This window comes from Dankookia sp. P2 (genome assembly GCF_050632255.1).
GTDB lineage: Bacteria > Pseudomonadota > Alphaproteobacteria > Acetobacterales > Acetobacteraceae > Paracraurococcus.
Genome location: NZ_CP192581.1, coordinates 2,672,209 through 2,698,815 on the forward strand (window position 1 = coordinate 2,672,209; position 26,607 = coordinate 2,698,815).

At 71.6% G+C, this 26,607-nt stretch carries 24 protein-coding genes and 4 pseudogenes; 13 read left to right on the top strand and 15 right to left on the bottom strand.

From position 1 onward, the window contains the following. Window positions 1-111 precede the first annotated feature (111 nt). From ACQ86J_RS15865 to ACQ86J_RS15880, 4 genes and pseudogenes are all read right to left on the bottom strand, one after another. Window positions 112-543: a PepSY domain-containing protein gene (locus ACQ86J_RS15865; RefSeq protein WP_431271858.1), complete on the bottom strand. Its 432-nt coding sequence runs from the start codon at window positions 541-543 to the stop codon at window positions 112-114. After that, a pseudogene (locus ACQ86J_RS15870) lies at window positions 438-1,660 on the bottom strand (tripartite tricarboxylate transporter substrate-binding protein). The gene ACQ86J_RS15865 and the pseudogene ACQ86J_RS15870 overlap by 106 nt, the downstream one beginning before the upstream one ends. A 98-nt stretch (window positions 1,661-1,758) precedes the next feature. Then, on the bottom strand, window positions 1,759-2,349 hold the full coding sequence (locus ACQ86J_RS15875) for a ketopantoate reductase family protein (protein WP_431271859.1): 591 nt from the start codon (window positions 2,347-2,349) through the stop codon (window positions 1,759-1,761). After that, the gene (locus tag ACQ86J_RS15880) at window positions 2,259-2,822 is read right to left on the bottom strand and encodes a ketopantoate reductase family protein (protein ID WP_431271860.1); all 564 of its coding nucleotides are present in this window, start codon (window positions 2,820-2,822) and stop codon (window positions 2,259-2,261) included. The genes ACQ86J_RS15875 and ACQ86J_RS15880 overlap by 91 nt, the downstream gene beginning before the upstream one ends. A 112-nt stretch (window positions 2,823-2,934) precedes the next feature. Here ACQ86J_RS15880 and ACQ86J_RS15885 point away from each other — a divergent pair. The 5 genes and pseudogenes from ACQ86J_RS15885 to ACQ86J_RS15905 all read left to right on the top strand — a co-directional run bounded on the left by ACQ86J_RS15885 (window position 2,935) and on the right by ACQ86J_RS15905 (window position 8,145). Then, window positions 2,935-4,192, top strand: a pseudogene (locus ACQ86J_RS15885) (putative DNA modification/repair radical SAM protein). Further along, a complete protein-coding gene (locus ACQ86J_RS15890; protein ID WP_431271861.1) occupies window positions 4,189-5,667 on the top strand; it encodes a UdgX family uracil-DNA binding protein in 1,479 nt (492 codons plus the stop codon). The pseudogene ACQ86J_RS15885 and the gene ACQ86J_RS15890 overlap by 4 nt, the downstream one beginning before the upstream one ends. A gap of 102 nt (window positions 5,668-5,769) precedes the next feature. Further along, on the top strand, window positions 5,770-7,032 hold the full coding sequence (locus tag ACQ86J_RS15895) for a PQQ-dependent sugar dehydrogenase (protein ID WP_431271862.1): 1,263 nt from the start codon (window positions 5,770-5,772) through the stop codon (window positions 7,030-7,032). 64 nt (window positions 7,033-7,096) lie between these two features. Further along, window positions 7,097-7,678: a c-type cytochrome gene (locus tag ACQ86J_RS15900; RefSeq protein ID WP_431271863.1), complete on the top strand. Its 582-nt coding sequence runs from the start codon at window positions 7,097-7,099 to the stop codon at window positions 7,676-7,678. Continuing rightward, window positions 7,675-8,145, top strand: a complete 471-nt coding sequence (locus ACQ86J_RS15905; RefSeq protein WP_431271864.1) for a hypothetical protein — start codon at window positions 7,675-7,677, stop codon at window positions 8,143-8,145. Before ACQ86J_RS15900 ends, ACQ86J_RS15905 begins: the two co-directional genes overlap by 4 nt. Before the next feature lie 192 nt (window positions 8,146-8,337). Here the strand turns inward: ACQ86J_RS15905 and ACQ86J_RS15910 are convergent, their stop codons facing one another. Then, the gene (locus ACQ86J_RS15910; protein WP_431271865.1) at window positions 8,338-9,180 is read right to left on the bottom strand and encodes an amidohydrolase family protein; all 843 of its coding nucleotides are present in this window, start codon (window positions 9,178-9,180) and stop codon (window positions 8,338-8,340) included. Window positions 9,181-9,299: 119 nt separating this feature from the next. On the opposite strand from ACQ86J_RS15910, the gene ACQ86J_RS15915 reads away from it, so the two are divergent. Together ACQ86J_RS15915 and ACQ86J_RS15920 are read left to right on the top strand one after the other, a co-directional pair. Then, window positions 9,300-10,883, top strand: coding sequence for an ABC transporter substrate-binding protein (locus tag ACQ86J_RS15915; protein ID WP_431271866.1), 1,584 nt, complete (start codon window positions 9,300-9,302; stop codon window positions 10,881-10,883). Window positions 10,884-10,941: 58 nt separating this feature from the next. Beyond that, window positions 10,942-11,721, top strand: a complete 780-nt coding sequence (locus ACQ86J_RS15920; RefSeq protein ID WP_431271867.1) for an SDR family oxidoreductase — start codon at window positions 10,942-10,944, stop codon at window positions 11,719-11,721. Window positions 11,722-11,924: 203 nt separating this feature from the next. On the opposite strand, the gene ACQ86J_RS15925 is transcribed toward ACQ86J_RS15920, so the two are convergent. From ACQ86J_RS15925 to ACQ86J_RS15935, 3 genes and pseudogenes are all read right to left on the bottom strand, one after another. Further along, window positions 11,925-13,076, bottom strand: a complete 1,152-nt coding sequence (locus tag ACQ86J_RS15925) for a tripartite tricarboxylate transporter substrate-binding protein (RefSeq protein WP_431272422.1) — start codon at window positions 13,074-13,076, stop codon at window positions 11,925-11,927. Next, window positions 12,967-13,833 (bottom strand): annotated as a pseudogene (locus ACQ86J_RS15930) (Bug family tripartite tricarboxylate transporter substrate binding protein); the annotation flags it as partial. The gene ACQ86J_RS15925 and the pseudogene ACQ86J_RS15930, both read right to left, overlap by 110 nt. 21 nt (window positions 13,834-13,854) lie before the next feature. Beyond that, window positions 13,855-14,937 carry a TauD/TfdA family dioxygenase gene (locus ACQ86J_RS15935; RefSeq protein ID WP_431271868.1) on the bottom strand — a complete coding sequence of 361 codons (1,083 nt, stop codon included), beginning with the start codon at window positions 14,935-14,937 and terminating at the stop codon, window positions 13,855-13,857. A 414-nt stretch (window positions 14,938-15,351) separates the two neighbouring features. Here ACQ86J_RS15935 and ACQ86J_RS15940 point away from each other — a divergent pair, with 414 nt between their 5' ends. After that, window positions 15,352-17,943 (top strand): HWE histidine kinase domain-containing protein, encoded by a 2,592-nt coding sequence (locus tag ACQ86J_RS15940; RefSeq protein ID WP_431271869.1) that lies wholly within the window; start codon window positions 15,352-15,354, stop codon window positions 17,941-17,943. Window positions 17,944-18,022: 79 nt separating this feature from the next. On the opposite strand, the gene ACQ86J_RS15945 is transcribed toward ACQ86J_RS15940, so the two are convergent. From ACQ86J_RS15945 to ACQ86J_RS15955, 3 genes and pseudogenes are all read right to left on the bottom strand, one after another. Beyond that, window positions 18,023-18,910, bottom strand: a complete 888-nt coding sequence (locus tag ACQ86J_RS15945) for a prephenate/arogenate dehydrogenase family protein (RefSeq protein WP_431271870.1) — start codon at window positions 18,908-18,910, stop codon at window positions 18,023-18,025. After that, window positions 18,903-19,998: pseudogene (gene hisC / locus ACQ86J_RS15950) on the bottom strand (histidinol-phosphate transaminase). The gene ACQ86J_RS15945 and the pseudogene hisC overlap by 8 nt, the downstream one beginning before the upstream one ends. After that, complete coding sequence (locus tag ACQ86J_RS15955; RefSeq protein ID WP_431271871.1) at window positions 19,998-20,858, bottom strand: chorismate mutase; 861 nt, start codon at window positions 20,856-20,858, stop codon at window positions 19,998-20,000. Before ACQ86J_RS15955 ends, hisC begins: the two are co-directional and overlap by 1 nt. Window positions 20,859-20,997: 139 nt before the next feature. On the opposite strand from ACQ86J_RS15955, the gene metX reads away from it, so the two are divergent. The 3 genes from metX to metW all read left to right on the top strand — a co-directional run bounded on the left by metX (window position 20,998) and on the right by metW (window position 23,329). Further along, a complete protein-coding gene (metX, locus tag ACQ86J_RS15960) occupies window positions 20,998-22,152 on the top strand; it encodes a homoserine O-acetyltransferase MetX (RefSeq protein WP_431271872.1) in 1,155 nt (384 codons plus the stop codon). A 2-nt stretch (window positions 22,153-22,154) separates the two neighbouring features. Further along, the gene (locus ACQ86J_RS15965; protein WP_431271873.1) at window positions 22,155-22,634 is read left to right on the top strand and encodes an ankyrin repeat domain-containing protein; all 480 of its coding nucleotides are present in this window, start codon (window positions 22,155-22,157) and stop codon (window positions 22,632-22,634) included. Between the two features lie 95 nt (window positions 22,635-22,729). Beyond that, window positions 22,730-23,329, top strand: a complete 600-nt coding sequence (metW, locus tag ACQ86J_RS15970; RefSeq protein ID WP_431272423.1) for a methionine biosynthesis protein MetW — start codon at window positions 22,730-22,732, stop codon at window positions 23,327-23,329. 68 nt (window positions 23,330-23,397) lie between these two features. On the opposite strand, the gene ACQ86J_RS15975 is transcribed toward metW, so the two are convergent. From ACQ86J_RS15975 to ACQ86J_RS15985, 3 genes are all read right to left on the bottom strand, one after another. After that, window positions 23,398-23,622: a hypothetical protein gene (locus ACQ86J_RS15975; protein ID WP_431271874.1), complete on the bottom strand. Its 225-nt coding sequence runs from the start codon at window positions 23,620-23,622 to the stop codon at window positions 23,398-23,400. A gap of 210 nt (window positions 23,623-23,832) precedes the next feature. Further along, window positions 23,833-24,012, bottom strand: a complete 180-nt coding sequence (locus tag ACQ86J_RS15980; protein WP_431271875.1) for a hypothetical protein — start codon at window positions 24,010-24,012, stop codon at window positions 23,833-23,835. Continuing rightward, window positions 23,963-24,508 (bottom strand): SDR family NAD(P)-dependent oxidoreductase, encoded by a 546-nt coding sequence (locus ACQ86J_RS15985; protein ID WP_431271876.1) that lies wholly within the window; start codon window positions 24,506-24,508, stop codon window positions 23,963-23,965. The genes ACQ86J_RS15980 and ACQ86J_RS15985 overlap by 50 nt, the downstream gene beginning before the upstream one ends. Before the next feature lie 153 nt (window positions 24,509-24,661). Between ACQ86J_RS15985 and ACQ86J_RS15990 the strand changes: the two genes are divergently transcribed. Continuing rightward, window positions 24,662-24,901, top strand: a complete 240-nt coding sequence (locus ACQ86J_RS15990; RefSeq protein WP_431271877.1) for a hypothetical protein — start codon at window positions 24,662-24,664, stop codon at window positions 24,899-24,901. A gap of 26 nt (window positions 24,902-24,927) precedes the next feature. On the opposite strand, the gene ACQ86J_RS15995 is transcribed toward ACQ86J_RS15990, so the two are convergent. Further along, window positions 24,928-26,058 carry a M20 family metallopeptidase gene (locus ACQ86J_RS15995; protein ID WP_431271878.1) on the bottom strand — a complete coding sequence of 377 codons (1,131 nt, stop codon included), beginning with the start codon at window positions 26,056-26,058 and terminating at the stop codon, window positions 24,928-24,930. A gap of 87 nt (window positions 26,059-26,145) precedes the next feature. Between ACQ86J_RS15995 and ACQ86J_RS16000 the strand changes: the two genes are divergently transcribed. Next, on the top strand, window positions 26,146-26,601 hold the full coding sequence (locus ACQ86J_RS16000; RefSeq protein ID WP_431271879.1) for a MaoC family dehydratase: 456 nt from the start codon (window positions 26,146-26,148) through the stop codon (window positions 26,599-26,601). The last annotated feature ends 6 nt before the right edge of the window (window positions 26,602-26,607 follow it).

Below are 26,607 nucleotides of genomic sequence, written 5' to 3' on the forward strand. Positions count from 1 at the left end.
AGCGAAGGGGCGACAGCCGCCCGGGCGGGAAAACCCTGCGCGTCGGCTGTGCTGATGGCCGGCTGAATGCCTGCCCGGTCAGCAGGTTACGCCGGGTTCAGCCATGCCGGGTCAGCGGACCAGCGCGCCGGTGCGGGCATTCACCCGCAGCTCCACCGGCGTGTCGCCCTGCCGGGCGCGCAGGCGGATCAGCTCGCCGTCGCGGCCCATCTCCTCCACCCCGGTATAGCCGCGTTCCAGCAGCAGGCTGCGGGCCTGGCCCTCGGTCAGCGGCGGCATCTCGCGCGGCAGGCCGGTCAGCGCGTCGATCCGGATCTCGGGCACCTTCTCGCCATAGCGGGTGGCGTCGGTGACCTTGTAGCTGTCGCCTTCCCGCTGCAGGCCGCCGATCTCGGTATAGCCGCGGGCGCGCAGCACGGTGCGGACCTGGTCTGCGGTCAGCCAGGCCGGGTCGGCGCGCTCCTGCTGCGCCTGCTGCGCGAAGGCCGGACCGGCCAGGGACAGGAGGACAGCAAGGGCAGCGAAGCGGTGACGGATCGGCATGGCAAGGGCTCCGGCAGGGCTCGCCCTCGAAGGGACCCCCAAACTGACAATGCCGGAGTAACCGAATCCGTCCCCGATGGTTCAGTCTCGCATAGGCGCCGGCGGCCTGGATGATGGGCCGCCAGCGCGCCACCTCCTCGGCCAGGAAGCGGCGGTGGAAGGCGATGGTCTGGCGTTCGGCGCTGGGAACGTCGGTCAGCAGCTCGGCATAGCGCTGGCGCATTCTCGTCTCGTAACGCGCCCTGCAGGGCGGCCGAGAGCTTCTCCTGGATCGGCTCCGGCGTGCCTGCCGGGGCATAGAGCCCGTGCCAGGTGCTCATCGCCACGCCGCTGAAGCCGGCTTCCGCGGTGGTCGGGGTATCGGGCAGGCCGGGCAGTCGCTGCGGGCTGCTCACCCCCAGGCCTGCACCCGGTTGTCGCGGATATAGGGGATGGTGTTGGTCGCCTGATCGCAGAGCAGGTCGATGCGCCCGGCCATGAGTTCCGCGATCGCCGGCGCGGTGCCGCGGAAGACCACGATGGTAGCGCGGTTGCCGGCGGCCTGCTGCACCAGCAGGGCGCAGAGATTGGCCGCCGAGCCCAGCCCAGCCGTCGCCATGTTCACCGCGTCGCCGCGGGCCTTCAGGTCGGCCATGACGCCGGCCAGGTTCTCCGCCGGGAAGCCGGGACGGGTCACGATGGTCATCGCCGCGTCGGACACCAGGCCGAGCGGGGCGAAGCTGCCGGGGACGTCGTAGGGCAGCTTGCGGAACAGCGTGGCGCTGGCCGCCATGCCGATGTTGTTGATCAGCAGCGTGTAGCCGTCCGGCTTCGACTGCACCATGCGCTGCGGCCCGACGACGGAGCCGCCGATGCTCTCGACCACCACCGGCTGGTCGAGCTGCCGTCCCATGCTGTCGGCGACAATGCGGGTGATGGTGTCGGTCGGCCCGCCCGCGGCGCCGGCGGCGATGATGGTGATGGGGCGGCTGGGGAAGGCTTCCCGCGCCCGCAGCGCGGGCGCGGCGAGCAGCAGCGGGGCGGCGAGCAGGTGGCGGCGCGTCGGGCGCATCGTCGTTGTCCTCCCGGGGTGGAAGCAAGGTTGGGGAAGGAAAAGTGTTCCTTTCCCAATCCCCATCCTTCGTTTTTGTGAGTCGGGTGCCGCGCGCGGCGGCTGCCGGACTCAGAGAAATAGATGAGGGGTCCGGGGAGAATACCTTCTCCCCGGCCTTTTCCTCAGTTCAGCCGCAGCTCGCGGATGTGCTTCGGGTCGGCCGGGATCTCACCCCGCTCCACCCGCTTGACGATATCGGTCAGCGCCGCGTTCGCAGGGGTGGCAATGCCGACATCCTTGGCCTTGTCGCAGACGAAGCCGTTGAGGAATCTGATCTCGGTCCGCCTTCCCTTCACCATGTCCTGGCCCATCGAGGGGCGGTGGGCGCCGCCGCCCGGCTTGCGCGCCTCGGCCAGGCGATGCTCATCGTATTCCTGGCGGGCGGCGGCGTCGCCCTCACCGGCGCGGGCGATCACTTCCGGGTCGATGTGGTGGATCTCCTCGAGCGTATAGCCGAGCGCCTGGCCGACCCGGATCGCCTCCGATCCAAGGCGCGCGGTGAAGGCCCGCAGCGTGTCGTCCAGCAGGATGTCCCGGCTGATCAGCCCGGTGGAGGCCGACATGCCGTTGCCCATCACGTTGGTCACCAGCTTCGACCAGCGCTCGCCCCAGAGGTTGGAGGTCACGGTGCAGCTGTCCGACAGCGCGCAGAGCCGGCCGATCTCGTTGGCACGCTCGGTGATGCGGCCATGCACCTCTCCCACCCGGAACACCGTATGCGCGGCGCCGCCTTGCCGGAGGCGCGACGGACATGGCCAGGCTCGCAGAGCTCGACGGTGATGGAGGAGGCGATGGCGCCGAGCGTGCGGCCCCAGCCGACCACCTCGGCGATCGTCTCCTCGTTCATGCAGTTCTGCAGGGAGACGCAGAAGCCGCCCGGCGCCAGGTATTGCCGCACCATCATGGTGGCCCAGGCGGTGTCGTAGGACTTGGTGCAGATGAAGGCGATGTCGAAGGGCTTCTCCTTCGAGACCTGCTGCAGCTCGGTCAGGTGGATCGCCTTCACCGGCACGGTGAATCCCGGCACGTCCTTGATGTGGGAGATGCGCAAGCCCTTGGCGCGCATCGCCTCGACATGCTCGGGCCACATGTCGACGAAGGTCACGTCCTCCCCGGCTTGGGCCATATGCGCGCCGGCATAGCCGCCGACTGCACCGGCGCCGATGATGGCGATGCGGTTGCCCATGGAATCTCCCCCAAGTTGCGTTCAGGCCAGTCTGCGCCGGGGGACGCCGATGGCAAGGGGGTTGCGCCGCGATCGTTACAGAACATATAGTGAACTCAATGGAAGGTCCCCCATGGAACTGCGCCGCAAGCTCGAGATCCTGGCGGATGCCGCGAAATACGACGCCTCCTGCGCCTCGTCGGGCACCGACAAGCGGGACAGCCGCAAGGGCGGGATCGGCAGCACGGAAGGCATGGGCATCTGCCACGCCTATACGCCGGACGGCCGCTGCGTCTCGCTGCTGAAGGTGCTGCTGACCAATGCCTGCGTCTTCGACTGCGCCTACTGCATCAACCGCGCCGGTTCCAACGTGCAGCGCGCCCGCTTCACGGTGCGGGAACTGGTGGAGCTGACGCTGCACTTCTACCGCCGCAACTACATCGAGGGCCTGTTCCTCTCCTCCGGCATCATCCGCTCCCCGGACTACACGATGGAGCAGATCACCGAGGTCGCCCGCCAGCTGCGCGAGGTGCACGGCTTCCGCGGCTACATCCACCTGAAGACCATCCCAGACGCGGCGCCGGAGCTGCTGGCCAAGGCCGGGCTCTATGCCGACCGCCTCTCGATCAACATCGAGCTGCCCATGGCCGAAAGCCTGAAGACGCTAGCGCCGGAAAAGGACGCCCCCGGCATCCGCCGCGCCATGGCCCGGATACGGCTGCGGATCGACGAGGCGCGCGAGGCGAAGCGCACCGAAGGCCGCGCCGCCGCGCCGCGCTTCGCCCCCGGCCGGGCAGAGCACGCAGATGATCATCGGCGCCGATGCGGCCGACGACCGCGCGGTGCTGGGGACCACGGCCAACCTCTATGGCAGCTACGGCCTCAGGCGGGTCTACTACTCCGCCTACTCGCCGATTCCCGATGCCTCGTCGCTGCTGCCGCCGGCGGCGCCGCCGCTGGTGCGGGAACACCGGCTGTACCAGGCCGATTGGCTGCTGCGCTTCTACGGCTTCGAGCTGGAGGAGATCATGGCGGGCGGCGAGGACGGCCACCTCGACCTCGGCATCGATCCCAAGCTGGCCTGGGCGCTGAAGCACCGCGACCGCTTCCCCGTGGACGTCAACCGTGCGCCGCGGGAGATGCTGCTGCGCGTGCCGGGGCTCGGGGCGAAGACGGTGGACCGGTTGCTCTCGGCCCGGCGGCATCGCAGCATCCGCAGCGACGACCTTGGCCGGCTGCGGCTGCCGTTGGCGAAGCTGCTGCCCTTCCTGGTCACCGCCGACCACCGGCCGCGCGGCGGGCTGCTGGACCGCGCCGACCTGCGCGGCATCGTCGCCCCGCGCACCGGCTTTGCCGCGCAGGCCCGGCCGGTGCAGCTGGCGCTGCTATGAGCGACGGCGTCGGCATCCTGCTGCCGGGCCAGGCGGATTTCGCCGCCTGGCGGCAGCAGGCGCGTCGGTTGCTGGCCGCCGGGGTGCCGCCGGAGCGGGTGGAGTGGCGCGTCCTCGGCGACCAGCCCGGCCTGTTCGGCGGCGCGCCGCCGCCCGCCGAGGCCGCCCCCGTCACCGCCAGCGTGCCGCGCGCATTCCTCGAGCAGGCGGAGATCGCCATCCGCCACCGCGACCCGGAACGCTTCGCCCTGCTCTACCGCATCCTGTGGCGGATCGTACGGGGCGAGCACGGGCTGATGCAGGTGGCGACCGATGCCGACATCGTCCGGCTGCAGGCCATGGCCAAGGCGGTGCGGCGGGACGCGCACAAGCTGCACGCCTTCCTCCGCTTCCGCGGAATCGAAACCGAGCAGGGCGAGCGCTACGTCGCCTGGTTCGAGCCCGACCACCACATCCTGGAAGCCGAGGCGGGCTTCTTCATCCGCCGCTTCGCCGCGCTGCGCTGGTCCATCCTGACGCCGGAGGCGAGCGCGCACTGGGATGGCGAGACGCTGCGCATTGGCGCCGGCGGCACCCGGGCCGAGGCGCCGCCCGAGGATGCGCACGAGGAACTCTGGCGCGCCTATTACCGCAGCATCTTCAACCCCGCCCGCATGAAGCCGGACGCGATGCGGGCCGAGATGCCGGTGAAGTACTGGAAGAACCTGCCGGAAGCCCGCGACATCCCCCGCCTGATGGCGGAAGCGCCGCAGCGCGTCGCCGAGATGGTGGCGCGCGGCGCGACGCCCGCCGCGCCCCGCCGCCAGCGCAGCCTGCAACCACAAGCCATGCCGGAGGTTGCCCTGCCCATGTCTGCAGACCTCTTCTCCCATACCGAAGACCCCGCCGCCGCCCTGGCCGCCCTGCGCGCCGAGCTGGAACGCCGCAACGACCTGCCGCCCTGGACCGCCGCGGCGACCCAGCTGGTCTTCGGCGAGGGCCCGCCCGGCGCGCCGCTGCTCTTCGTCGGCGAGCAGCCGGGCGACGAGGAGGACCTTGCCGGCCGGCCCTTCGTCGGGCCGGCGGGACGGCTGTTCAACCGCGCCGCCGAGGAAGCCGGCATCGACCGCCCGGCCGCCTACGTCACCAATGCGGTGAAACATTTCAAGTTCAAGCCGACCGGCCGGCGCCGCCTGCATCAGTCGCCCGATGCCGGCGACATCACCTACTACCGCCCCTTCCTGAAACGGGAGATCGAGCTGGTCGCGCCGCAGCTCGTCGTCTCGCTCGGCGCCACGGCGCTGCGCGCGCTGACCGGCAAGCCGCTGGCGATCACCAAGGTGCGCGGCGAGCTGATCGAAACGCCGGACGGCCTGCGCGTCTTCCCGACCGTGCATCCCTCCTACCTGCTGCGGCTGCCCGACCCCGAGAGCAAGGCGCGCGAGTACGATCGTTTCGTCGCCGACCTTCGCGCGGCGAAGCGCGAGGTGGCGTAGCATTCTCCCTTAGAGATGCTTGCAATCGCCGCGCGGCGCGTGGTTCGCTGGCGGCAGCGGTACCCGAACGGCGCCGTGAGAAGAAGACCTTGGGGGTCGTCCATGACCAGAACATCCTTCGCCCGCCGCAAGCGCGTCGTCGGGCCGGCAATCATCGCAGCGGGACTCATGCTCGGTCGCGGCGCCGCCAACGCGCAGTTGAAAAGCTACGACAGCAGCAAGCCCAGCTTCTGGCAGAACCCGCCTCCCGACTGGTTCCTGGGCGACGAGACGGAGGCGCAGAAGGGCCTCGCCCCGCCGGTCGGGCCGGCAACCCCGACCCCGCTGGCCGAGCTGAACGACAACCTCAAGAGGATCAAGCTGCCGCCCGGCTTCAAGATCGAGGTCTATGCCTCCGGCCTGCCCGAGGCGCGGCAGATGGCCTGGGGCGACAACGGCACGCTCTTCGTCGGCTCCTTCGGCGCGACCAACGTCTATGCGGTCACCGACAAGGGCGGCAAGCGCGAGGTCAAGACAATCCTGAAGGGCCTCAACATGCCGACCGGCCTGGCCTTCCGGAACGGCGCGCTCTACGTCATCGCGATCGACAAGCTGCTGCGCTACGACGGCGCGGAGTCGAAGCTGGACGCGATGCCGGAGCCGGTCGTCGTCTATGACGACATGCCGCCCTATGTCGCGCATGGCTGGAAGTACATCGTCACCGACAAGGAGGGCGCGATGTACCTGCCCTTCGGCCCGCCCTTCAACATCGGCATCCCGCCGACCAGCGTCTCGCAGATCCGCCGCGTGCACCCGAACGGCCAGGCGGAGATCATCGCGCTCGGCGTCCGCAACAGCGTAGGCGGCGACATCGACCCGCGCACCGGCCAGTACTGGTTCACAGAGAACGCCCGCGACTGGATCAGCGACGACCTGCCGAGCGACAAGCTGAACCACGTCACCCGGCTCGGCCAGCATTTCGGCTATCCCTACTGCCACCAGGGCGACATGCCGGATCCGAAATTCGCCATGGGCCACAAATGCGACGAGTCCACGCCGCCGGCGCTGAACCTCGGCGCGCATGTCGCCCCGCTCGGGATGAAGTTCTACACCGGCAGCCGATTTCCCGCCGAGTACCAGAACAACATCCTGATCGCCGAGCATGGCTCCTGGAACCGCCACAAGTATCAGGGTGGCCGGATCATGCGGGTGACGGTGGACCCCGATGGCAAGAACGCCAAGCAGGAGGTCTTCGCCGAGGGCTGGATCACCGGCAACCAGGAATACTCGGGCCGGCCGAACGACATTCTGGTGGCCAAGGACGGTTCCATCCTTGTGGCGGATGACTGGGCCGGCGCCATCTACCGGATCAGCTATTCCCGCTGACGTGATCACGGCCGCCCATCCGCACCGGATGGGCGGCCGCGTTCCGCCTCTCATGGAACACTGCATGCGCCCCGTGCTGGCCGCCTTCGCGGCCCTGTGCCTCTCCGCCACGCCGCTCGCCGCCGCCGATATCGAGGCCGGCCGCCAGCGCGCCGAGACCTGCGTCACCTGCCATGGCACGGAAGGCATCACCGCCGACCCGTCCATCCCGTCGCTTGCGGGGCAGCGGGAACGCTACCTGCAATGGCAGCTGGTCTTCTTCCGCAGCGGCCGCCGCGCAAACCCGATCATGGGGCCGTTGGCCGCCGATCTGACGGATGAGGAACTGCGCAACCTCGGCGCCTATTTCGCCTCCCTGCCGCGCGCCAACCCGCCGGCCGGCACGCCCGACCCGGCGCTGCACGACCAGGGCAAGCAGGCCGCGGCGCGGCATCGCTGCGCATCGTGCCATCAGGACAATTACGGCGGCAGCCAGGCGGCGCCCGCCATCGCGCACCAGACCCGGGCCTATACCGCCAAGGCACTGCGCGACTATCGCGCCAATGCCCGCCCGAGCGTCGGCGTCGCCGCGATGAACGAGGCGGCCGGCGGCCTCACCGACGACGACATCGCCGCGCTGGCGGTCTATCTGGAGCAGCCCGAATGATCCGTGCGGCCATCCTCGGCGGCGCGCTGCTGCTTGGCGGCGTTGCCTCGGCCCAAGCCCCGGCCCAGGGAGCGCCGACGCTCGACGACCCGACCGCCTTCGAGCGCGGCTTCGCCGTCTCACTCTACCGGTTCGATGCTTGCGGCGATGCGCTGGCCGGGCGGATGTTCCGCCGCGCGCTGGCCGAGCGGTTCGCCCAGTGTCCCTTCACCGCGGCGGCGCGCAGCCACTACCAGCAGGCGACCCGCGCCGAATCTGCCCGGGTGCGGGAGCGCATGAAGCAACTGGTCGAGGAGAATGACGGCCTGCCGCGTGAGCTGGTGGGAATGAGCACGACCCGCCACGCGCAGCAGGTGAGCGAGGCCTATCGCGGCTTCCGCGCCCTGCTGGAACGCTACCAGGCCGGCGGCGCGACGGCGGAGGCGGTGATCCCGGCGGCCTGCGGCGCGGCGGATGTGATGCCGTAGCGAGGCGGGGCGCCCCAACCGCGCGGCCAGCCGGGTGAGCGCCCGCGGCTCCCGTTCACGCTTGTGGCGCCCGTGCGCTGGGTGCGATCGGCCTGCGTGCCCTGCTCGAACGGCTGCGGGGCGGCAACCAGCGGTTGCGGCGGGCCATGCCGCAGGCCCCGGCGGTGCCGAGCCGAGGGCCTGCTTCGGAGCCTAGCCGCGTCGCGGCGACCAGCCATAGGCCCTGGCGCAGGCGCCGCCCATGAGCATGGCCCGCTCCTCCTCGTTCAGCCGGTCGGTGTCGCGGAAGGGCTCGACCGCCTGCGCGTAGTTGACGACGGCGAAGGCGCGCGTCCAGTCGGTGCCCCACAGGCAGCGGTCGAAGCCCCAGGCGTCGAACACGCGGGCCAGCGGGTCCCAGATATCCGGGAAGGGATAGGGCTGGCGTGACAGCGTGCAGGCGCCGCTGACCTTGATCGCCGCGTTCGGGCGCTTGGCGAGGTCGAGCACCTTCGGCAGGTCGGCCCAGGGCTGCGGCGGGGCAGGCGGCACGCGCGGCTGCAGGATGCCCAGGTGGTCGATGATGAAGCGCGTCTCGGGATGCCGGTCGATGATCGCGGCGCCTGTGTCGAGATTGTCCCAGCACAGGATGTTCACCGGGAGATCGTGCCGGACCGCCGCGCGCAGGATCCGGTCGAAGCCGGGATCGTCCGCCGCGCGCCCGGACTCCTTCGGCACCATGATGCGGATCCCGACGGCGCCGGGCGTTCGCTTCCAGTCGGCGATGACATCGGCCACCGCCGGATCGTCCGGGTCGACCGGCTTGACGATGGCCAGCCGGCCCGGATGCGCCCGCTGCACCTCCACCGCATAGCTGGCGTCGTAGCGGTACATGGAGAAGGCGGAGATGAAGATCGCCCCGTCCACGCCGACCTTGTCCATCGCCGTCACCATCTCGTCGCCGGTGACGTGGTCGGGCCAGTTCGGCACGGTATGCCATGGCCGCTGGGGCGTGTTCGCTTCGTAGGCGTGCACCTGTGAATCGATGATGGCCATCCGGACGGCTCCTCCCTGCCGCCCGAGCTTGGCGACCACCTTCACCCTGTGTCCAGGGGGTCGTTCGGCGGCGGCATTTGGCATTGGCAGCGCGGCGCATCCGGAGGCACCCTTGCCGCATGCCTCACCGCCGCAGCCTCCTCGCTGGCGCCGCCAGCCTTCTTGCCGCCCCGGCCTTCGCCCAGGGCGATGCCGCGCACACGCTCCGCATGGTGCCGCAGGCCGATGTCACGGTGCTCGACCCGCTCGCCACCACCTCCTATGCGGTGCGCAACCACGCGCATCTCTGCTGGGACACGCTCTACGGGCTCGACACCGCCTTCCGCCCGCAGCCCCAGCTGGCCGAGGGCCATGTCGTCGCGGATGACGGCCGCCGCTGGACCTTCACCCTGCGCCAGGGCCCGACCTTCCACGACGGCGCGCCGGTCCGCGCCGCCGATGCCGTCGCCTCGATCCGCCGCTGGATGGCGCGCGACACGCATGGCCAGACCCTCGCGGCACGGCTCGAGGAGATCCGCGCCCTCGACGACCGGCGCTTCGAAATGCACCTGAAGCGCCCCTTCGGCGTCATGCTGGACGCGCTCGGCAAGTCCTCCTCCTATCCCTGCTTCATCATGCCGGAGCGCTTCGCCGCCCTGCCCGCGACGACCCCGCTGACCGAGATCGTCGGCTCCGGCCCCTATCGCTTCGTGGCGGAGGAGCGCCGGGCCGGCTCGCAGGTGGTCTACCGCCGCCACGACGGCTACGTCCCGAGCCCGGTCGGCACCCTGGGCGTCACCGCCGGCCCGAAGGTCGCCGGCTTCGAACGGCTGGAATGGCGCATCATCCAGGATGCCGCGACCGCCGCGGCCGCGCTGCAGGCCGGCGAGGTGGACTGGTGGGAGCGCATCACCCCGGACCTGCGACCCCTGCTGGCGCGGCGGCGGGACGTGGTGCTCGACCGGATCGAGACGCTCGGCACGGTCGCCATGCTGCGGCCCAACCACCTGCACCCGCCCTTCGACGACCCGGCGGTCCGCCGCGCGGTGCTGCCGGCCCTGGCGCAGGCCGACTTCATGGCGGCGCTGTTCGGCGAGGACCGCAGCCGCTGGCGCGACGGCGTTGGCTGCTTCCCACCGGGCAGTGCGCTCGCCTCCGAGGAGGGGCTGGAGGCGTTGACCGCGCCGCGCGACCTCGGCCGCGCCCGCGCGGCGCTGGCGGCGACCGGCCGCGCCGGCGCCAAGGTGGTGATGCTGCACCCGGCCGACCAGCAGACCAACAGCGCGCTCACCATGGTGGCGGACGACCTGCTGAAGAAGATCGGCTTCGCGCCGGAGGACGCGACCTCCGACTGGGGCACCATGCTGCAGCGCCGGGCCAGGAAGGATCCGCCGGCGCAGGGCGGCTGGAATGCCGTGGTGGTGCTGTTCGGCGCCGAGGACCTGCTGAACCCCGGTGGCCATCCGCTGCTGCGGGCCAATGGCGGCGATGCTTGGTTCGGCTGGCCGTCCAGCCCGGCGCTGGAGGCCCTGCGCGACAGCTGGCTGGAGGAGGCGGACGCCGCGGCGCAGCAGCGCATCGGCCGGCGGATCCAGGCGCAGTTCTTCACCGACCTGCCCTATTGGCCGCTCGGCATCTACCAGGTGGACAGCGCCTACCGGCGCGGGTTGCGGGTCGAGCGGCGCGGCCTCGCCCTGCCGCTCAACGTGCGGCGGGAGGCGTGAGGATGCGGCGCGGGGCGGCCGGCGAAGCTAGATCACGGTCGAGCAGGAGGGCAGCAGGATGGATCTCGGCATAGCCGGCCGGCACGCGGTCGTTTGCGCGGCCAGCAAGGGTCTCGGCAAGGCCTGCGCCGACTCCCTGGCCAGGGAAGGCGTCAGCCTGACCATCGCCGCGCGCACGCGCACCGATATCGAGGCCGCGGCGGAGGCCATCCGCCAGGCGCATGGTGTGGCGGTGACCGCGGTCGCGGCCGACGTGACGACCCCGGAGGGCCGCGCGGCGATCCTCGCCGCGGCACCGCGGGTCGACATCCTCGTCAACAATGCCGGCGGGCCGCCGCGGGGCGACTTCCGCAGCTTCACGGCCGAGCAGTGGATGGCCGCGGTCAACGACAACATGGTCGCCGCCATCGAGCTGATCAGGGGCGTGATCGACGGCATGATCGAGCGGCGGTTCGGCCGCATCGTCAACATCACCTCCTCGGCGGTGAAGGGACCGGTCGCCGATCTCAGCCTGTCCACGGCCGCGCGGTCGGGGCTGACCGGCTATGTCGGCGGCGTCGCGCGGCAGGTCGCGCGGCACAATGTCACGATGAACAACCTTCTGCCCGGCCCCTTCGAGACGGATCGCTTCCGCGGCGGCGTGACCAGCCGGGCCAAGGCGGCCGGCATCGATGTCGCCGAGCAGCTGGAACGCCAGCGCGCCACCATGCCGGTCGGGCGCTTCGGCGATCCGGCGGAGTTCGGCGATGCGTGCGCCTATCTGTGCAGCCGGCAGGCGGGCTTCATGACCGGGCAGAACCTGCTGCTCGACGGCGGGCAGTATCCCGGCGTGTTCTGAGCCCGCCCCGCCGGTCTCCTACTCGATCGTACGGGGCGTGATCCCCATTCCTGAGAGCAATTGGCCGAGGCGTTCGTACTCCGCATCGAACATCGCCGCATGCGCTTCCGGCGTGCGTCGCTCGGGCGGAAAGATGCTGGTTCCAAGCTGGGTGAAGCGGGCAGCGATGGCCGGATCGGCCAGGGCAGCGCCGAGCGCCGCATTCAGGCGATCGATGACCGTGCGCGGCGTGGCGCGGGCCACGTACATCCCGTGCCATACCGCCAGGCTGACGTCAGGCAAGGCCAGCTCCGCCGCTGCCGGCACCTCCGGGATGCTGGGGATGCGGGCGGGCCCGGCGACCAGGACCCCTGGACTGCACCGGCCTGGACCTGCGGGACGGCATTCGTCGACTGGTCGCAGACCAGGTCCAGCGTGCCCCCGACCAGGTCGCTCATCGCCGGGCCGCCGCCGCGATAGCCGACGAGGGCCGGCCGTATGCCCAATGCGCGGGCCAGCAGCAGCGCGCAGAAATGCCCGCTGCTCCCGATCCCGCCATGGCCGATATTCGCCCGCTCGCCCTTCGTGCGCAGCCAGTCGACGGCTGCGGCCGGTGATGGCGCGAGCCCCTTGCGGGCCATCAGGACGGTATAGCCGGCATTGATGAGCCCGACCGGCGCGAAGGCCGTCCGGGTGTCGTAGGGCAGCCCGGTGAAGAGGAAAGGCGCGGCGAGCAGCGGCAGCTGCGCGACGAGCAGCGTCGTCCCGTCCGGTGCCGAGCTCGCCGTCCGCGCCGAGGCGACGGTCGTGGCGCCGCCCGACACGTTCTCGATCACCACGCTCCGCTCGAGGGTACGGGCCATGTGCTCGCCCAGGACGCGGGCGATGACATCGGTGCTGCCGCCGGCGGAAGCCGGAACGATCATCGTCAGCCGAGGGTTCGCCGGCTGGGCGCCTGCCGGCGGCGCAAGGATGCTCGCCAGTGCGGTCCAACAGGCGATGCCAAGCGCTGCCCGCGATAGGGTGCCGATGCGGCCCGGACGCGGTCGCAGGGTCGGTCGTGTCGGCGTGCTCATGCGGCGGCGTTCCTTGGCAGAGTCGGGGCAGCGGGGTCGGAGCGCAGCCCAGGCCATCGGCACCCGCCTGCCGCGGCACGCGGGCATCCTGATTGGCCGCCGCCACCAAGCCGGCCGCCGCCGCTTCCGCCCAGCGCCGGTTGTCGCGTTCGAGGAATTCCGCGAAGGGCTCCGGCCCCAGGGTCGCCAGGTCCGCGCCGAGCTCCGACAGCCGCTGCCGGATCGCCGGCCGGTCCAGCGAGGCCTGCACCGCGGCGTACACGCGCTGCGCCAGCGCCGCCGGCATGCCCGGCGGCGCATACATGCCGTACCAGCCGTTGAACTCGTAGCCGGGCAGCCCGGCCTCCGCCATGGTCGGCACCTGCGGCAGCAGCGCGGACCGCTTCGCCGAGGTCACGGCCAGCACCTTCACCGTCCCGGCCGCCACATGCTGCAGCACCGCGACGGTGCTCGTGACGCCGAGCGGCACATGCCCCGCCACCAGGTCGTTGAGCTGCGGCCCGCTGCCCTTGTACGGCACCTCGATCAGCTGGATGCCGGCCTGCCGCGCGGCGGAGGTGCCGGCATAGCTGGTTGCCGCCTCGGTCGAGCTGAAGGCGATGCTGCCGGGCTTCGCCCGCGCCGCGGCGATCAGCCCGGCGATGTCGTCGAAGGGCAGCTTCGCATTCGCCGCCAGCACCAGCGGGAAGCCGGACAGCATGGAAACCGGCGTGAAGTCGCGCACCGGGTCGAAGGGAATGTTCGGCATTGAGTAGCGGTTGATGACATGCGCCCCGGTGGCGACCATCAGCATGTGGCCGTCGGGCGGGGCCCGCATTACGTATTCGGCGCCGACGACGCCATTGGCGCCGGCGCGGTTCTCCACCACCACCGGCTGGCCGATCGCCTCCCGCATGCCTTCCGCCACGGCGCGGGCGAAGATGTCGGTGCCGCCGCCGGGGGCATAGGGCACCACGATGGTGACCGGCCGGCCGGGCCAGGCAGCCTGCCCCGCCGCCAGGCCCGGCAGCACGAGGAGGCTGGCCGCCCCCAGGGCGCTGCGCCGCGTGATCGCCATGGCTGTTGCCTCCCGGGCCGGTCAGTAGGGCGTGTCGCGCATGCCGAGCGACGCGGCCGCGCGCGCCTGCCAGGCCTGCATCTCCGGCGTCACTCCGCGCCCCTTGAAGCCGCCGCGCACCGTGCCGGACGCGACGGATTTGTAGGCCGCCAGCAAGCCGTCCGGCAGCGGCCGCCCGCCCGGCACCGCCAGCCACAGCCGCAGCAGGTGACGCTTCTGCTCCGGCACCTCGAAATCCTCGTAATGCGTGCGGGAATGGATGACGACGTGGTTGTTCAGCAGTTGCAGGTCGCCCGGCTCCAGCCACATCGAGAAGCAGAATTCCGGCGTGCTCGCCAAATCCTGGATGGCGTCCAGCGCGGCATGCTGCAGCGCGGTCAGCCGCGGCTGGCCGTCCATCGACTGGGTCGAGCGGATATGGTTGCGGATGTAGCGGCTGGCGAACTGCCCCTCCGCCATCCCGTAGACCGGCGCCAGGTAGGCCGGCGGCTCGTCGGCGGCTTCCTCCTGCTGCCGGCTGTGCGGGAAGGGCTGGTACAGCGCTTCCACCAGCTCGGGCCGCGTCGCCAGCAGGGCGTTGTGGATGGCGACCGAGCTCGCCAGCCGGGACAGCTCGCCGCGGCGCGCCGTCTTCAGGCAGAACAGCGCGACGACGTCGCTGCCGTCGGTGTGGAAGTCCAGCTCGGCATTGGTGTTGTAGCCGCGCCCGCCGCCGCCACGGTAGGTGCCGCCGGCATCCCGCACGTCGGAGATCAACTGGCTCGCCTTGCCCTGCGGCCGCGCCACGCCGAGATGCGTGCCGATCGCCCAGGCGAGCAGCCGGCAATCCTCCACGCCGTAGTCCTGCAGCGGCAGGCCGCGGATCACCCGCACGCCGCACCCCTGCTCCAGCTCCTGCGCCGCATCCGCCAGCACCGCGGCGAAGGCGCCAAGCGGCATGTCCTCACGGGTAATCTCCAGCAACGGCTTGCCGGACGCCCTGAGCCGGGCGAAACCGGCCTGCAGGTCGGCGATGGCGGCCGGATCCGGGCGGCGCAGCCAGCGGCCGGAGGCTTCGAGCTCGGCCGCGCGCCAATCGGCCGCCGATACGACAGGCTGGGGCATCTTCTTGCTTCCTCCGCGGCCAGGATGCTGGCGGATTCGATCCTTGTCGAGTTGCGGGCGCGGCCCGGGCCGGTGCCGGCGATGCCAGGCCCGGCAGCGGCGCGCGGCCGGGCGGGTCGGTCGCGTCCGCGAAGGCCGAAAGGGCGTGCCGGGAAGGCCCGATTCAAAGGCCTTCCATTTAAGCGCAACACTTCGAACTTATGCTTTCGGCTGCCGGAAGGGGCGGCTATGCTGGATTGCCTCGCCCGGTACGAAACGTTGGCTATCCTGCGTCGCATGGCCAAGGCTGAGGCCACCTCCTGACCAGGCAGCGGCGTCCCTCCCCTGGTACGGAGGGCAGGAGGGAGCGGGTGACGGCTCACCACCTCGGCTGCTCCTCCACTCAAGACCCTCTTGCCGGAATCACCTCGCGCGATGCCATCTTCCCCGCCTGAGCCGATCGCCGACGGCCTCGACCTGACGAGTTGCGACCGCGAGCCGATCCACCTGCTCGGCACGGTACAGCCATTCGGTGTCCTGCTCGCCGCGACGACGGACGGCATCATCCGCTACGTCTCCGACAACGCCGCGGCGCATCTCGGCATGCCACCGGCCGAGGTGCTGGGCCGCCCGCTGCACGAGGTGCTGGAGCGCCAGGCGCTGCACGACATCCGTGGCCGGCTGCAGGTGCTGCACGGCCATGGGCAGACCGAGCGCATCTTCGGCCTCGAGCTGGTGAAGGGACGTGGCCACTACGACGTCGCCGTGCACATCCAGCCCGGGCTCGACCGGCTGACGGTGATCGAGGCGGAGCCGAGCTCGGCCGATCCCGGCTTCGACCCCGTCTCCACCGTCAAGGGCATGATGGCGCGGCTGCTCCGCACGCGGGACATGGGCGCCTTCTACGACCAGGCGGCGCGGCAGCTGCGCGCGGTGCTCGGCTTCGACCGGGTGATGGTCTACCGCTTCCACCACGACGGGGCCGGCGAGGTCGTGGGCGAGTCCATGGCCGGCCACCTGGAACCCTATCGCGGCCTGCACTACCCGGCCTCCGACATCCCGCGGCAGGCGCGCGCACTCTATTGCCGCAACTGGCTGCGCCTGATCGCAGACGTGAACGCCAGTCCGGCGCCGCTGGTCGCCCTACAGGGCGGGGCGCCGCTCGACCTCTCGGATTCCGTGCTGCGCAGCGTCTCGCCGATCCACCTCGAATACCTGCGCAACATGGGCGTCGGCGCCTCGCTCTCCGTCTCGGTCATGCGGGGGACGGAGCTCTGGGGCCTGCTCGCCTGCCACAACGCGACGCCGATCGTGCCGGGCTTCCAGCGCCGCAGCACCGCCGAGCTCTTCGGCCAGCTCTTCTCGCTGCAGGTCGAGACGCTGGAGCGCGCCGAGGTGGCGCGCTACGAGGCGGATGCGCGCGCGGTGCATGATCGGGTGCTGGCCGCCATCTCCTCGGGCGGGGACATGCTGTCCGGCTTCGCCCATGTCGCGGCCGAGCTGCGCGCCGTGGTGCCCTGCGACGGCGTGGCGATCTGCTTCGGCGGGGAGACCGAGGTCTCCGGCCAGGTGCCGGACCGGGAGCAGATGGCGGGGCTCGTCGCGGCCCTGAACCAGATGGACACCTCGCATGTCCTGGCGGCCGACAACATCGCGCGGCTGCATCCGCCGGCCGCCGCCCATGCCGCGGCCGCCTCGGGCATGCTGGTGGTGCCGATCTCCCGGCTGCCGCGCGACTACCTCATCTTCTTCCGCCGCGAGCTGGTGCGCAGCGTGACCTGGGCCGGCGACCCGACCAAGCCGGTCGAGCCGGGCACCGGCCTGCTGCATCCGCGCCAGTCCTTCGCGGCCTGGCGGGAGGAGATCCGCGGCCATTCGGCGCCATGGACCGAGCCGGAGCTGCGCATGGCGGAATCGCTGCGCATCACCCTGCTCGAGGTCGTGCTGCGCCTGGCCGGCTTCGCCGCCGACCAGAGCCGCGCGGCGCATGAGCGGCAGGAGCTGCTGATCGCCGAGCTGAACCACCGCGTCCGCAACACGCTTTCCCTCATCCGCGCCCTGGTCTCCCGCAGCCGGGAATCCGCCGGCTCGCTGGAGAGCTTCGTCGAGGTCCTGAACGGCCGCATCCAGTCTTTGGCGCGCGCGCATGACCAGCTCACCGTCGAGAGCTGGGGCCCGGTCCAGCTGCGCGGCATGATCGAGGGCGAATTCGAGGCCTATCTCGGCGACGCGCAGCGGCAGCGGACCAGCGTTGTCGGCCCGGACGTGCAGCTGGAGCCGCAGGCGCTGACGGTGCTGGCCCTGGCGGTGCACGAGCTGGCGACGAATGCGGCGAAGTACGGCGCGCTGTCGGACGGGACCGGCCGCGTCGAGGTGCGCTGGGCGGTGCGGGAGGACGGATCGCTGCACCTGACCTGGTGCGAGAGCGGCGGGCCGCGGGTCCGCGTGCCGAACCGCCGCGGCTTCGGCTCCACCGTGATCGAGCGCTCGGTTCCCTTCGAGCTGCAGGGCAGTGCCACGCTGCGCTACGAGACGGGCGGGGTGCAGGCGGACTTCAGCGTCCCGGCCCGCTTCGTCCGGCTCGGCGCGGGCCGGTTCGCGCCGACCGCCACGAGCCGCCAGGCGGCCTCGGCCAGCACGCCGGTCCGTCCCTCCGGCACCGCCCTGGTGCTGGAGGACAGCACCCTGCTGGCGCTGGACGCCGAGGACATCCTGCGCGAGCTGGGCTTCGAGCGGGTCGAGGTGACGGGCAGTGTCGCCGCGGCGAAGGCGATGCTGGACCGGCTCGACGGCGCGCTGAGCTTCGCCCTGCTGGACGTCAACCTCGGCGACAGCACGAGCCTGCCGGTGGCGGAGGAGCTGCGCCGCCTCGGCGTGCCCTTCGGCTTCGCCACCGGCTACGGCGCCTCGGTCGACCTGCCCGCCGACATCAAGGACCACGCGCAGATCATCCAGAAGCCCTACCGGCGACAGGATATCGCCGACCTCGTCGCGCGCAGCCTGCGGCCCGGCCCGGCCAGGGGCTGAGCCGGCGGGCCAGGCCCGGTCCTCGGTTGTCGGGCCGGCGCTTCACGCCCTGAGCGTTTCCGCTCAGGACGATCGCGGGCTAGGCCTGCTTCCGCTCGATCAGGCCCCGCCGGATCCGCCGCCCGCGCCGGATCCGGTCCTCGATGAAGTCCGCCTGGCCGTAGCGCACGGCGCGCGCCAGGGCGTGGCTGTCCTCGGTGAAGCGCGCCAGCATCTCCAGCAGCGCGTCGCGGTTGTTCAGGAAGATGTCGCGCCACATGTCGACGTCGCTCGAGGCGATGCGGGTGAAGTCGCGGAAGCCGGAGGCGGCGAAGCGCAGCACCGCCTCGCGCGTCTCCTCCGCCAGGTCGTCCGCCGTGCCGCAGATGGTGAAGGCGATCAGGTGCGGCAGGTGCGACACGATCGCCACCACCTTGTCATGCGTCTCCGCATCCATCCGCTCGACCATCGAGCCGAGGCGGCGCCACAGCTCGGCGATCCGCTCGGCCGCGGCGGCATCGCCGCCCGGGACCGGGGTGATGATGACGTAGCGGTTCTCGAACAGCGCGGCGAAGCCGGCATCCGGGCCGCTGTGCTCGGTGCCCGCCATGGGATGCGCCGGAACCAGCTGGACGCCGGGCGGCACAAGCGGCCTCAGGTCGCGGATGACGCTGCCCTTGGTCGATCCCGCATCGCTCAGGATGCAGCCCGGCGCCAGGTGCGGCGCGATCTGCCGCATGACGCCGGCATAGGCGCCGACGGGGACGCAGAGGATGACGCAATCCGCGCCCTCCACCGCCCGGCCCGCATCCTCCTCGACCACGTCGGCGAAGCCGAGCTCGCGCACCCGCGCCAGGGTCTCCGGCCGGCGGGTATGGGCGACGATGGTCCGGGCGATGCCGCCCTTCGCCTTCGCCGCCCGCGCGATCGAGCTGCCGATCAGCCCGACGCCGATCAGGCAGAGCCGCTCGAACAGGAATTCAGCCATCCCGGCCGTGCATGAAGGCGCCCAGCGCGTCGAGCACCATGCTGCATTCCTCGGCATTGCCGATGGTGATGCGGAGGCATTGCGGCAGGCTATAGGCGCCCATGGCCCGCACGATCAGCCCGCGCGCCTTCAGCGCCGCATCCGCCGCCTTGGCTTTCTCTGCCGTGCCGAAATCGGCCAGGATGAAGTTGCCCTCGCTCGGGTGCACGGTGATGCCCATGGCGCGCAGCCCGTCGCTCACCTTGGCGCGCCACGCGTCGTTGTGCGCGACCGATGTCTCGACCCAACCCGGCTCGGCCAGGGCGGCGATGCCGGCGACCATGGCCGGGGCGTTCACGTTGAACGGCCCGCGCACGCGGTTGAGGATGTCGGTGACATGCGGCGGCGCATAGGCCCAGCCGAGCCGCACGCCGCCGAGGCCGAAGACCTTGCTGAAGGTTCGCGTCATCACCGTGTTGGTCCCGGCCTCGACCAGCGCGGTGCCCGGGTCGTAGTCCGGCCGGGTGACATATTCGGCATAGGCCGAGATCCAGCACCAGCAGCACGTCCTCGCGCAGCCCGGCGCGCAGCCGGTTGACCTCGCTGGAAGGCAGGATCGACCCCGTGGGGTTGTTCGGGTTGGCCAGGAACATCAGCCTTGTGCGCGGCCCGACCGCGGCCAGCATGGCGTCCACATCGGCGGTCAGGTTCCTCTCGGGGACCTTGATCACCTGGCAGCCGGCATAGCGCCCGGCGATGTCGTACATGACGAAGCCATGCGCGCTCATCACCAGCTCGGTGCCCTCCCCGCCATAGGACAGGATCAGCGCGCCGATCAGCTCGTCCGAGCCGTTGCCGCAGACGATCTTCGCCGGGTCGAGCCCGAAGCGGGCGCCGATCGCCTCGCGCAGCGCCTTCGCGCCGCCATCGGGATAGCGGTGCAGCTCGGTTGCCAGCTTCGCATAGGCGGCCTGCACCCCGGGCGGCACGCCGAAGGCGCCCTCGTTCGAGGACAGCTTCACGATCCGGTTGACGCCCGGGATCTTCGATTCGCCGCCGACATAGGGCTCGATCGTCAGGATGGAGGGGCGCGGCATCAGGGCAGGCATCAGCCTTGGTCTCCTCTCTCCGGCACGGCGTAGAAGCCGAGCGGCAAAGCGCGGTCGAAGGGCAGCGCGGCGAGCCGCGGGTCGCCCTCGGCGACCACGCCGTCCACCTCCGCGAGCGCCCGCACCACCCCGCCTTCGCGGCGGGTCAGCAGGGTACGGGGCGTCAGGCCGGCGGCGGCCAGCGCCCCCAGCAATTGGGTGCGGCCACGGTCGGCCGCCGCTTCCAGCCGCAGCAGGGACCGGTCGGCGCCGCTCGGGTCCGGCGCGCCGGGGGCGACGGCGAAGGCTTCCGGCAGGTTCTCGGCATTCGGCGCCCAGAAGGGCAGCCGTGCCATCACCTGCAGCCGCGGCGCATCCAGCCCCAGCCACCAGGCCTGGTCGAGCGGCTCGCCCTCCTCCGGCAGCGGCAGCACCGCCACCTGGGCCTCCCCGGACCCGACGGCGGCAAGCGCCCGCGCCGCGGTCGGCATGCTGCGGACCGGGGTCAGGCTGCCGAAATGCTCCCGTGCCAGCCGCGGCTGGTTGGAGTCCCGGGTATAGACGGCGACGCCGAAGCCGCCCTGCATGGCGCTGCTCGAGGCGAGGATCTCCCGCCAAAGCCGCACCATGGCGCCGGGCGGCAGGTCGCCGTGGTGGCGGCGCAGCAGCCGGCGCAGGATCATCGCCTCCCGCCCCGGGCGCAGCGGGCTGGCGCCGCCCTTGACCCGGCTGGCGGCGAGCGAGGCGACGACCTCGGCCCGGCGCATCACCAGGTCGTGCAGCTGGTCGTCGAGGCGATCGATCTCGCCCCGCAGCGCAGCGAGGGCGGCCTCGGCGGATGGCGGGGCGGGCGGGGACGCGGTGTCGGCGGCTGAGGTCATGGGCCCAGGGTTCTTTCCGCCCTGCTTTAGACGCGGCGGCGCCGGCCGCCAAGCGGATCACGGCGCCGCGCGCTGGCCGGGCGCGGTTCCGGCGGGGCTCGATCTGCTCTATGCAGGGCGCCCGAGGAACCCGCCCGCCATGTCAGCCCCCGTCGCCCCCTTCCCGCAGGTGGACCACCAGCGCGCCGTCTTCACCGACGGGCTGGCGCTGGATTGCGGGATGACGATCGCGCCGCTGGCGGTGGCCTACCGCACCTACGGCACGCTGAACGCCGCGCGCAGCAATGCCGTGCTGGTCTGCCACGCTCTGACCGGGGACCAGTACGTGGCCGAGACCCAGCCGCTGACCGGCAAGCCCGGCTGGTGGGAGACCATCATCGGCCCCGGCAAGCCGCTGGATACCGACCGCTACTTCCTGATCTGCGCCAACGTGCTGGGCGGGTGCATGGGCAGCACCGGCCCGCGGGAGGAGATGACGGACGCCGCCGGGCGCGGCCTCGGCCGGCCCTGGGGGACGGATTTCCCCAACATCACCATCCGCGACATGGTGCGCGCCCAGCAACGGCTGGTCGCCCACCTCGGCATCGCCCGGCTGCTGGCCGTGGTCGGCGGCTCGATGGGCGGGATGCAGGTGCTGGAATGGGCGGCGACCTTCCCGGACGCGGTCTATGCCGCGGCGCCGATTGCCACCGCGGCCTACCATTCCGCGCAGAACATCGCCTTCGACGAGGTCGGCCGCGCCGCCATCCAGTCCGACCCCGACTGGAAGGGCGGTCGGTACTGGGAGGATGGCCGGGTCCCGGCCCAGGGCCTCTCGGTCGCCCGCATGGTCGCCCACATCACCTACCTGTCGGAACAGGCGTTGACCCGGAAATTCGGCCGCCGGCTGCGTGGGGCCTCGGCGCTGACCTTCCTCGAGGACGTGTTCGAGGTGGAGAGCTACCTGCGGCACCAGGGCAGCACCTTCGTCCGCCGCTTCGATGCGAATTCCTACCTAACCATCACCCGGGCGATGGACTATTTCGACCTGGCCACGGAGCACAACGGCGACCTCGCCGCGGCCTTCCGCGGCACGCGGACCCGGTTCTTCGTCGCGTCCTTCTCCTCCGACTGGCTGTTCCCCACCGCCGAGAGCCGGGCCATCGTGCGCGCGCTGAACGCCGCGGCGGCCAATGTAAGCTTCGTCGAGATCGCCTCAGACAAGGGCCACGACGCCTTCCTGCTCGAGGAACCCGACTTCCACCGCGCCCTCGGCGGCTTCCTCGCCGGCTGCGCCGACCGCCTCGGGGTCTGAGGATGGAGGACCCGGCCTTCGACCTGGCGCGGGAGGGCGAGGCGGACAGCCTGCGCGCCCGGCTGGATGCGGGCCTGCCGCCCAACGCGCAGAATGCCCGCGGCGACAGCCTGCTGATGGTCGCCGCCTATGCCGGACGGCAGGCCACGGCGAAGCTCCTGCTGGAGCGCGGCGCCGATCCCGGCCTGGCGAACGCCAAGGGGCAACTGCCGGTCGTCGGCGCCGCCTACCAGGGCGATGCGCGGATGGTGGCGCTGCTGCTGGAGCATGGCGCGGCATTGGACGGCGCCGGGCCGGACGGCCGGACCGCCCTGCTGACCGCGGCGCTGTTCGACCGGGCCCCGGTGGTGGAGCTGCTGCTGGCCCGCGGCGCCGACCCGCGCCGCGCCGATGCCAAGGGGATGACGCCGCTGCAGGCGGCCCGGACCATGGGCGCGCGGGTGACGCCCGCCTTGCTCGAACAGGCCCTGGATCAGGCCTGACCACCGCCTCGCTTGCTGCACCCGGTCCTCGCCGCTACCCCAGGCCCATTGCCATGCCCGACACCCACCACCCCGTCCGCTACGTCGCCAAGAACATGCGGCTCGACCTCCGGCTGATCGCGGAGATGGTGCCGCACGGCCAGACGGTGCTCGACATCGGCTGCGGCGACGGCGCGCTGCTGGCGCACCTGTCCGCCGAGAAGGGCGCCGATGCGCGCGGCATCGAGATCGACATGGCCCAGGCGACCCAGGCGGTGGCGGCGGGGCTGGCGGTGATCCAGGGCGACGCCGACCACGACCTGGCCTTCTACCCGGACGGCGCCTTCGACTACGTGATCCTGTCCCGCACCCTGCAGGCGGTGGAGCGGCCGCGAGAGGTGCTGCGGCAGATGCTGCGCATCGGCCGGCATGCCATCGTCTCCTTCCCGAATTTCGGCCATTGGCTGCTGCGCTGGCAGCTGGTCAGCACGGGGAAGATGCCGGTGACCGAGACCTGGCACCGCGAATGGTACGAGACCCCGAACATCCATCCCTGCACCATCAGGGACTTCTTCGACCTCTGCGCGCTCGAGGACTATGTGGTCGAGCGCTGGCTGGCGGTGGACGAGCAGGGGCTGAAGGCACCCTGGCGGCGGTCGCCGCGGCTGGCCAACCTGTTCGGCGAACAGGCGCTCTTCCTGCTGCGGCGGCGCTGAGGCGGCGCGCCTCTGGCGCCCGCTACGGCCCGCCCTGGCGGAACCCGGACCAGACCCCGCGCCGGCCTTCAGTGCAGCCGGGCGCCGCGCGGCCGGCGGGTGGCGGGCGGCGGGGCCACCGCTTCCCGGGGCGAGGAGTCGGGCATCAACGACGCCGCCAGCGCCGCATGGCGCGCCGCATCAGTCGCACCCATGCGGAGGCACTCGGCCTCGACATAGGACAGCATCAGCCGCAGGGCCGACTGGTCGGTGGTCTCGGGTTCGGCTTCGGTCGGCGGCTGGGCAGCACGCATAGAGCGGCTCCGGTAATTGTGATCTTCGCTGACACACATACAAGTGAGAGGGTAACGCAGCAAGGCAGAACTCGTTTCAGAGGACGCCCACGCGGTCACAATGTCCTTGTTCCCGGCCAGTTTCACCAGAATATCGTCAACAAATCGATAACATTCAACCGTTGATACTTTTGCATTAGCGGAAAGGTGCTTCGCTCCCCTGGCCGCGGCTCAGAATTTCTCCACCCAGGGCCGCAGCTCGATCTCCCAGCTCCAGGCGCTGCGCGGCTGGCGGATCAGGTGCAGGTAGCTCTCGGCGATCGCGTCCGGGTCCAGCAGCGTATCCCCGCCCTGCTGCGGCTCAGGCCTCCGGGCGCTGCGGATGCCGCCATCGACGACGACATGCGCCACATGCACGCCCTTCGGGTGCAGCTCGCGTGCCGCAGATTGCGCCAGGCCGCGCAGGGCAAGATTTGCCCATGGCGAAGGGGGCGCTCTGCGCATAGCCCTTCACCCCGGCGCTGGCCCCGGTCAGCAGGATGGTGCCGGAGCCCCGGGATAGCATCCGCCGCGCCGCCTCCCGCACTGCCAGGAAGGCGCCGAAGGCGCAGACCTGCAGGCTTCTCTGCACCTCGGCCGGGTCCAATTCGGCGATCGGGCCGCGGGTGCGGTAACTGGGATTGTAGACCACCACCTCCGCCTCCCCCGCCGCGGCGAAGAGCGCGGCGACCTGATCGGCCTCCGCCACGTCGCAGGCATGGGTCGTGGCGCCGCATTCAGCCGCCAGCGCCGCCAGCTTGGCAGGGTTCCGCGCGGCGAGCGCCACGCCGTAGCCCTCCCGCGCCAGCAGCCTGGCGAGCGAGGCGGAAAGCCCATCCCCCGCGCCGATGATCAAAGCCTGCGGCATGCGTCACCTCCGGCGCGGGAGGCTACAGCGCCTTGCCTCCGGAAGGGAACGCGGCGTCGCCCCGGCGTCCCGTGTTGAGGGCGGCCGCCCGACCGGGAGGGCGGAAGCGGCGCGATGCGCTATGCTGGCGCACACCACCGCCGGACACCCGCCATGCCGCTCTCAGTCGATCCCGAGAACCGCCGCGTCACCGACGATCTCTACGCCGCCGGCCGCGCCGCCTTCCAGGCTGGCGCCTCGGTGATGGAGAACCCGCTGCCGGGCAGCGGCAATTACGGTCGCGCCTGGTTCGCCGGCTGGCTCGATGGGCTGGCCGACCGGCTGGATGGCGGCGACCGCCCGACCCGGGCCTATCCGCTGCTGCTGGCCGACGACCGCGCCAACTTCTTCTGAGCCGGCGCGGCGGCGGTCCACCACGCTCAGTCGATCGTCTCCAGCAACTCGCACAGCACGGCGCAGCGCGGCGCCAGGTCGGCCCAGCGGATGTGCTCTTCCGGCGCATGCGCCCCGGCGCCGGTGCAGCCGAGGCCGTCCAGCGTGGGGATTCCCATGGCGGCAGTGAAATTGCCGTCCGAGCCGCCGCCGCGGTGCTGCTTCGGCAGGTCGTAGCCGATGCGCGCGGCGATCGCCCGCGCCGCCTCGAACAGCGCCAGGCCCGCTTCCGTCTCCTCGAGCGGCGGGCGGTTCAGCCCGCCTTCCAGGGTGATGCGGATGCCGTCCTCCTCGACGCCGAGCGCCCGGATGGCGGCGATCACCCGCTCCGCCTCGGCCAGGGAAGGGGCGCGGAAGTCGATCCGGCAGCCGGCCTCGGGCGGGATCACGTTGGGCCGGGTGCCGCCCCAGACGGGCGCGACATTCGTGGTGACGCCGCGGCCGAGGTCGGTCAGCGCATGCACCGCCAGGATGGCGCGGGAGAGCGCCACCACCGCGCTCCGCCCCTCCGACCAACTGCCGCCGGCATGCGCGCTGCGGCCCTCGATGGTCAGGGTGAAGCCGCCGGTGCCCTTGCGGCCGGTCACGCAGGCACCCTGCGGGCCGCCGGCGGGCTCGGGGATCAGCACCGCACGCGCCCCGCGCGCCGCCGCCTCGATCGGCGCGCGGGAGGTCGGGCTGCCGACCTCCTCGTCCGGGGTCAGCAGCAGGGTGATCGGGCGCCGCGTCTTGGTCCCCTGGCGCAGGATCTCCCGCACGCTGTGGAAGGCGAAGAAGCTGCCGGCCTTCATGTCGTAGATGCCGGGGCCATGGGCGCGCTCGCCCTCGACCCGGAAGGGCATGGACTTCGCCAGGGTGCCGTGGTCCCAGACCGTGTCGAGGTGCCCGGCGACGACCACCGGCGCGCCTTCCCCCGGCGTCCGCGCGACCAGCGTGTCGCCGAAGCCCCGGCTGCCCGGCAACCGCTCGATCGCCGCGCCCACCGCCCGCAGCGCGGCCTCGGCCCGGTCCATCAACCCGTTCACCGCGGCCCCGTCCGGCGTCGGGGTCTCGTGCTCCACCCATTGGCGGAGCTCGGCGAGCAGGCGGTCGGAGGAGCCGATCTCGGTCGCGGGCATGCTGGGATCCTTCGTGCGGGTCGGCGCCATCCTTGTCGCTTCCCGGGGCGGGGGCTAGACCGGCGGGCGCATCAGTCAGGGTCACCCATGTCCGACGGCCTGTGTTTCGAGGATCTCTCGGTCGGCCTCACCGCCAGCTTCGGCAAGACGATCACCGAGGCCGACATCGTGCTCTTCGCCGCGGTCACCGGCGACACCAACCCGATGCACCTGAACGCCGACTACGCGAAGTCCACGGTCTTCGGCGAGCGCATCGCCCATGGCATGCTGGCGGCCGGGCTGATCACCAAGGTGCTCGGCACCCAGCTGCCCGGGCCGGGGACGATCTACATGTCGCAGAGCCTGAAATCCCGTGCCCCCGTCCGGATCGGGGAGACGGTGACCGCGACGGTCGAGGTCATGGCGCTGCACCCGGAGAAGCACCGCGCCACGCTGCGCACCGTCTGCGCCGTGCGCGGCACGCCGGTGCTGGAGGGCGAGGCGCTGGTCTCCGTCCCCAGCCGGGCGATGCGCCTGGCCCAGCAGCAGCAGGCGGCGGAATGACGCCGG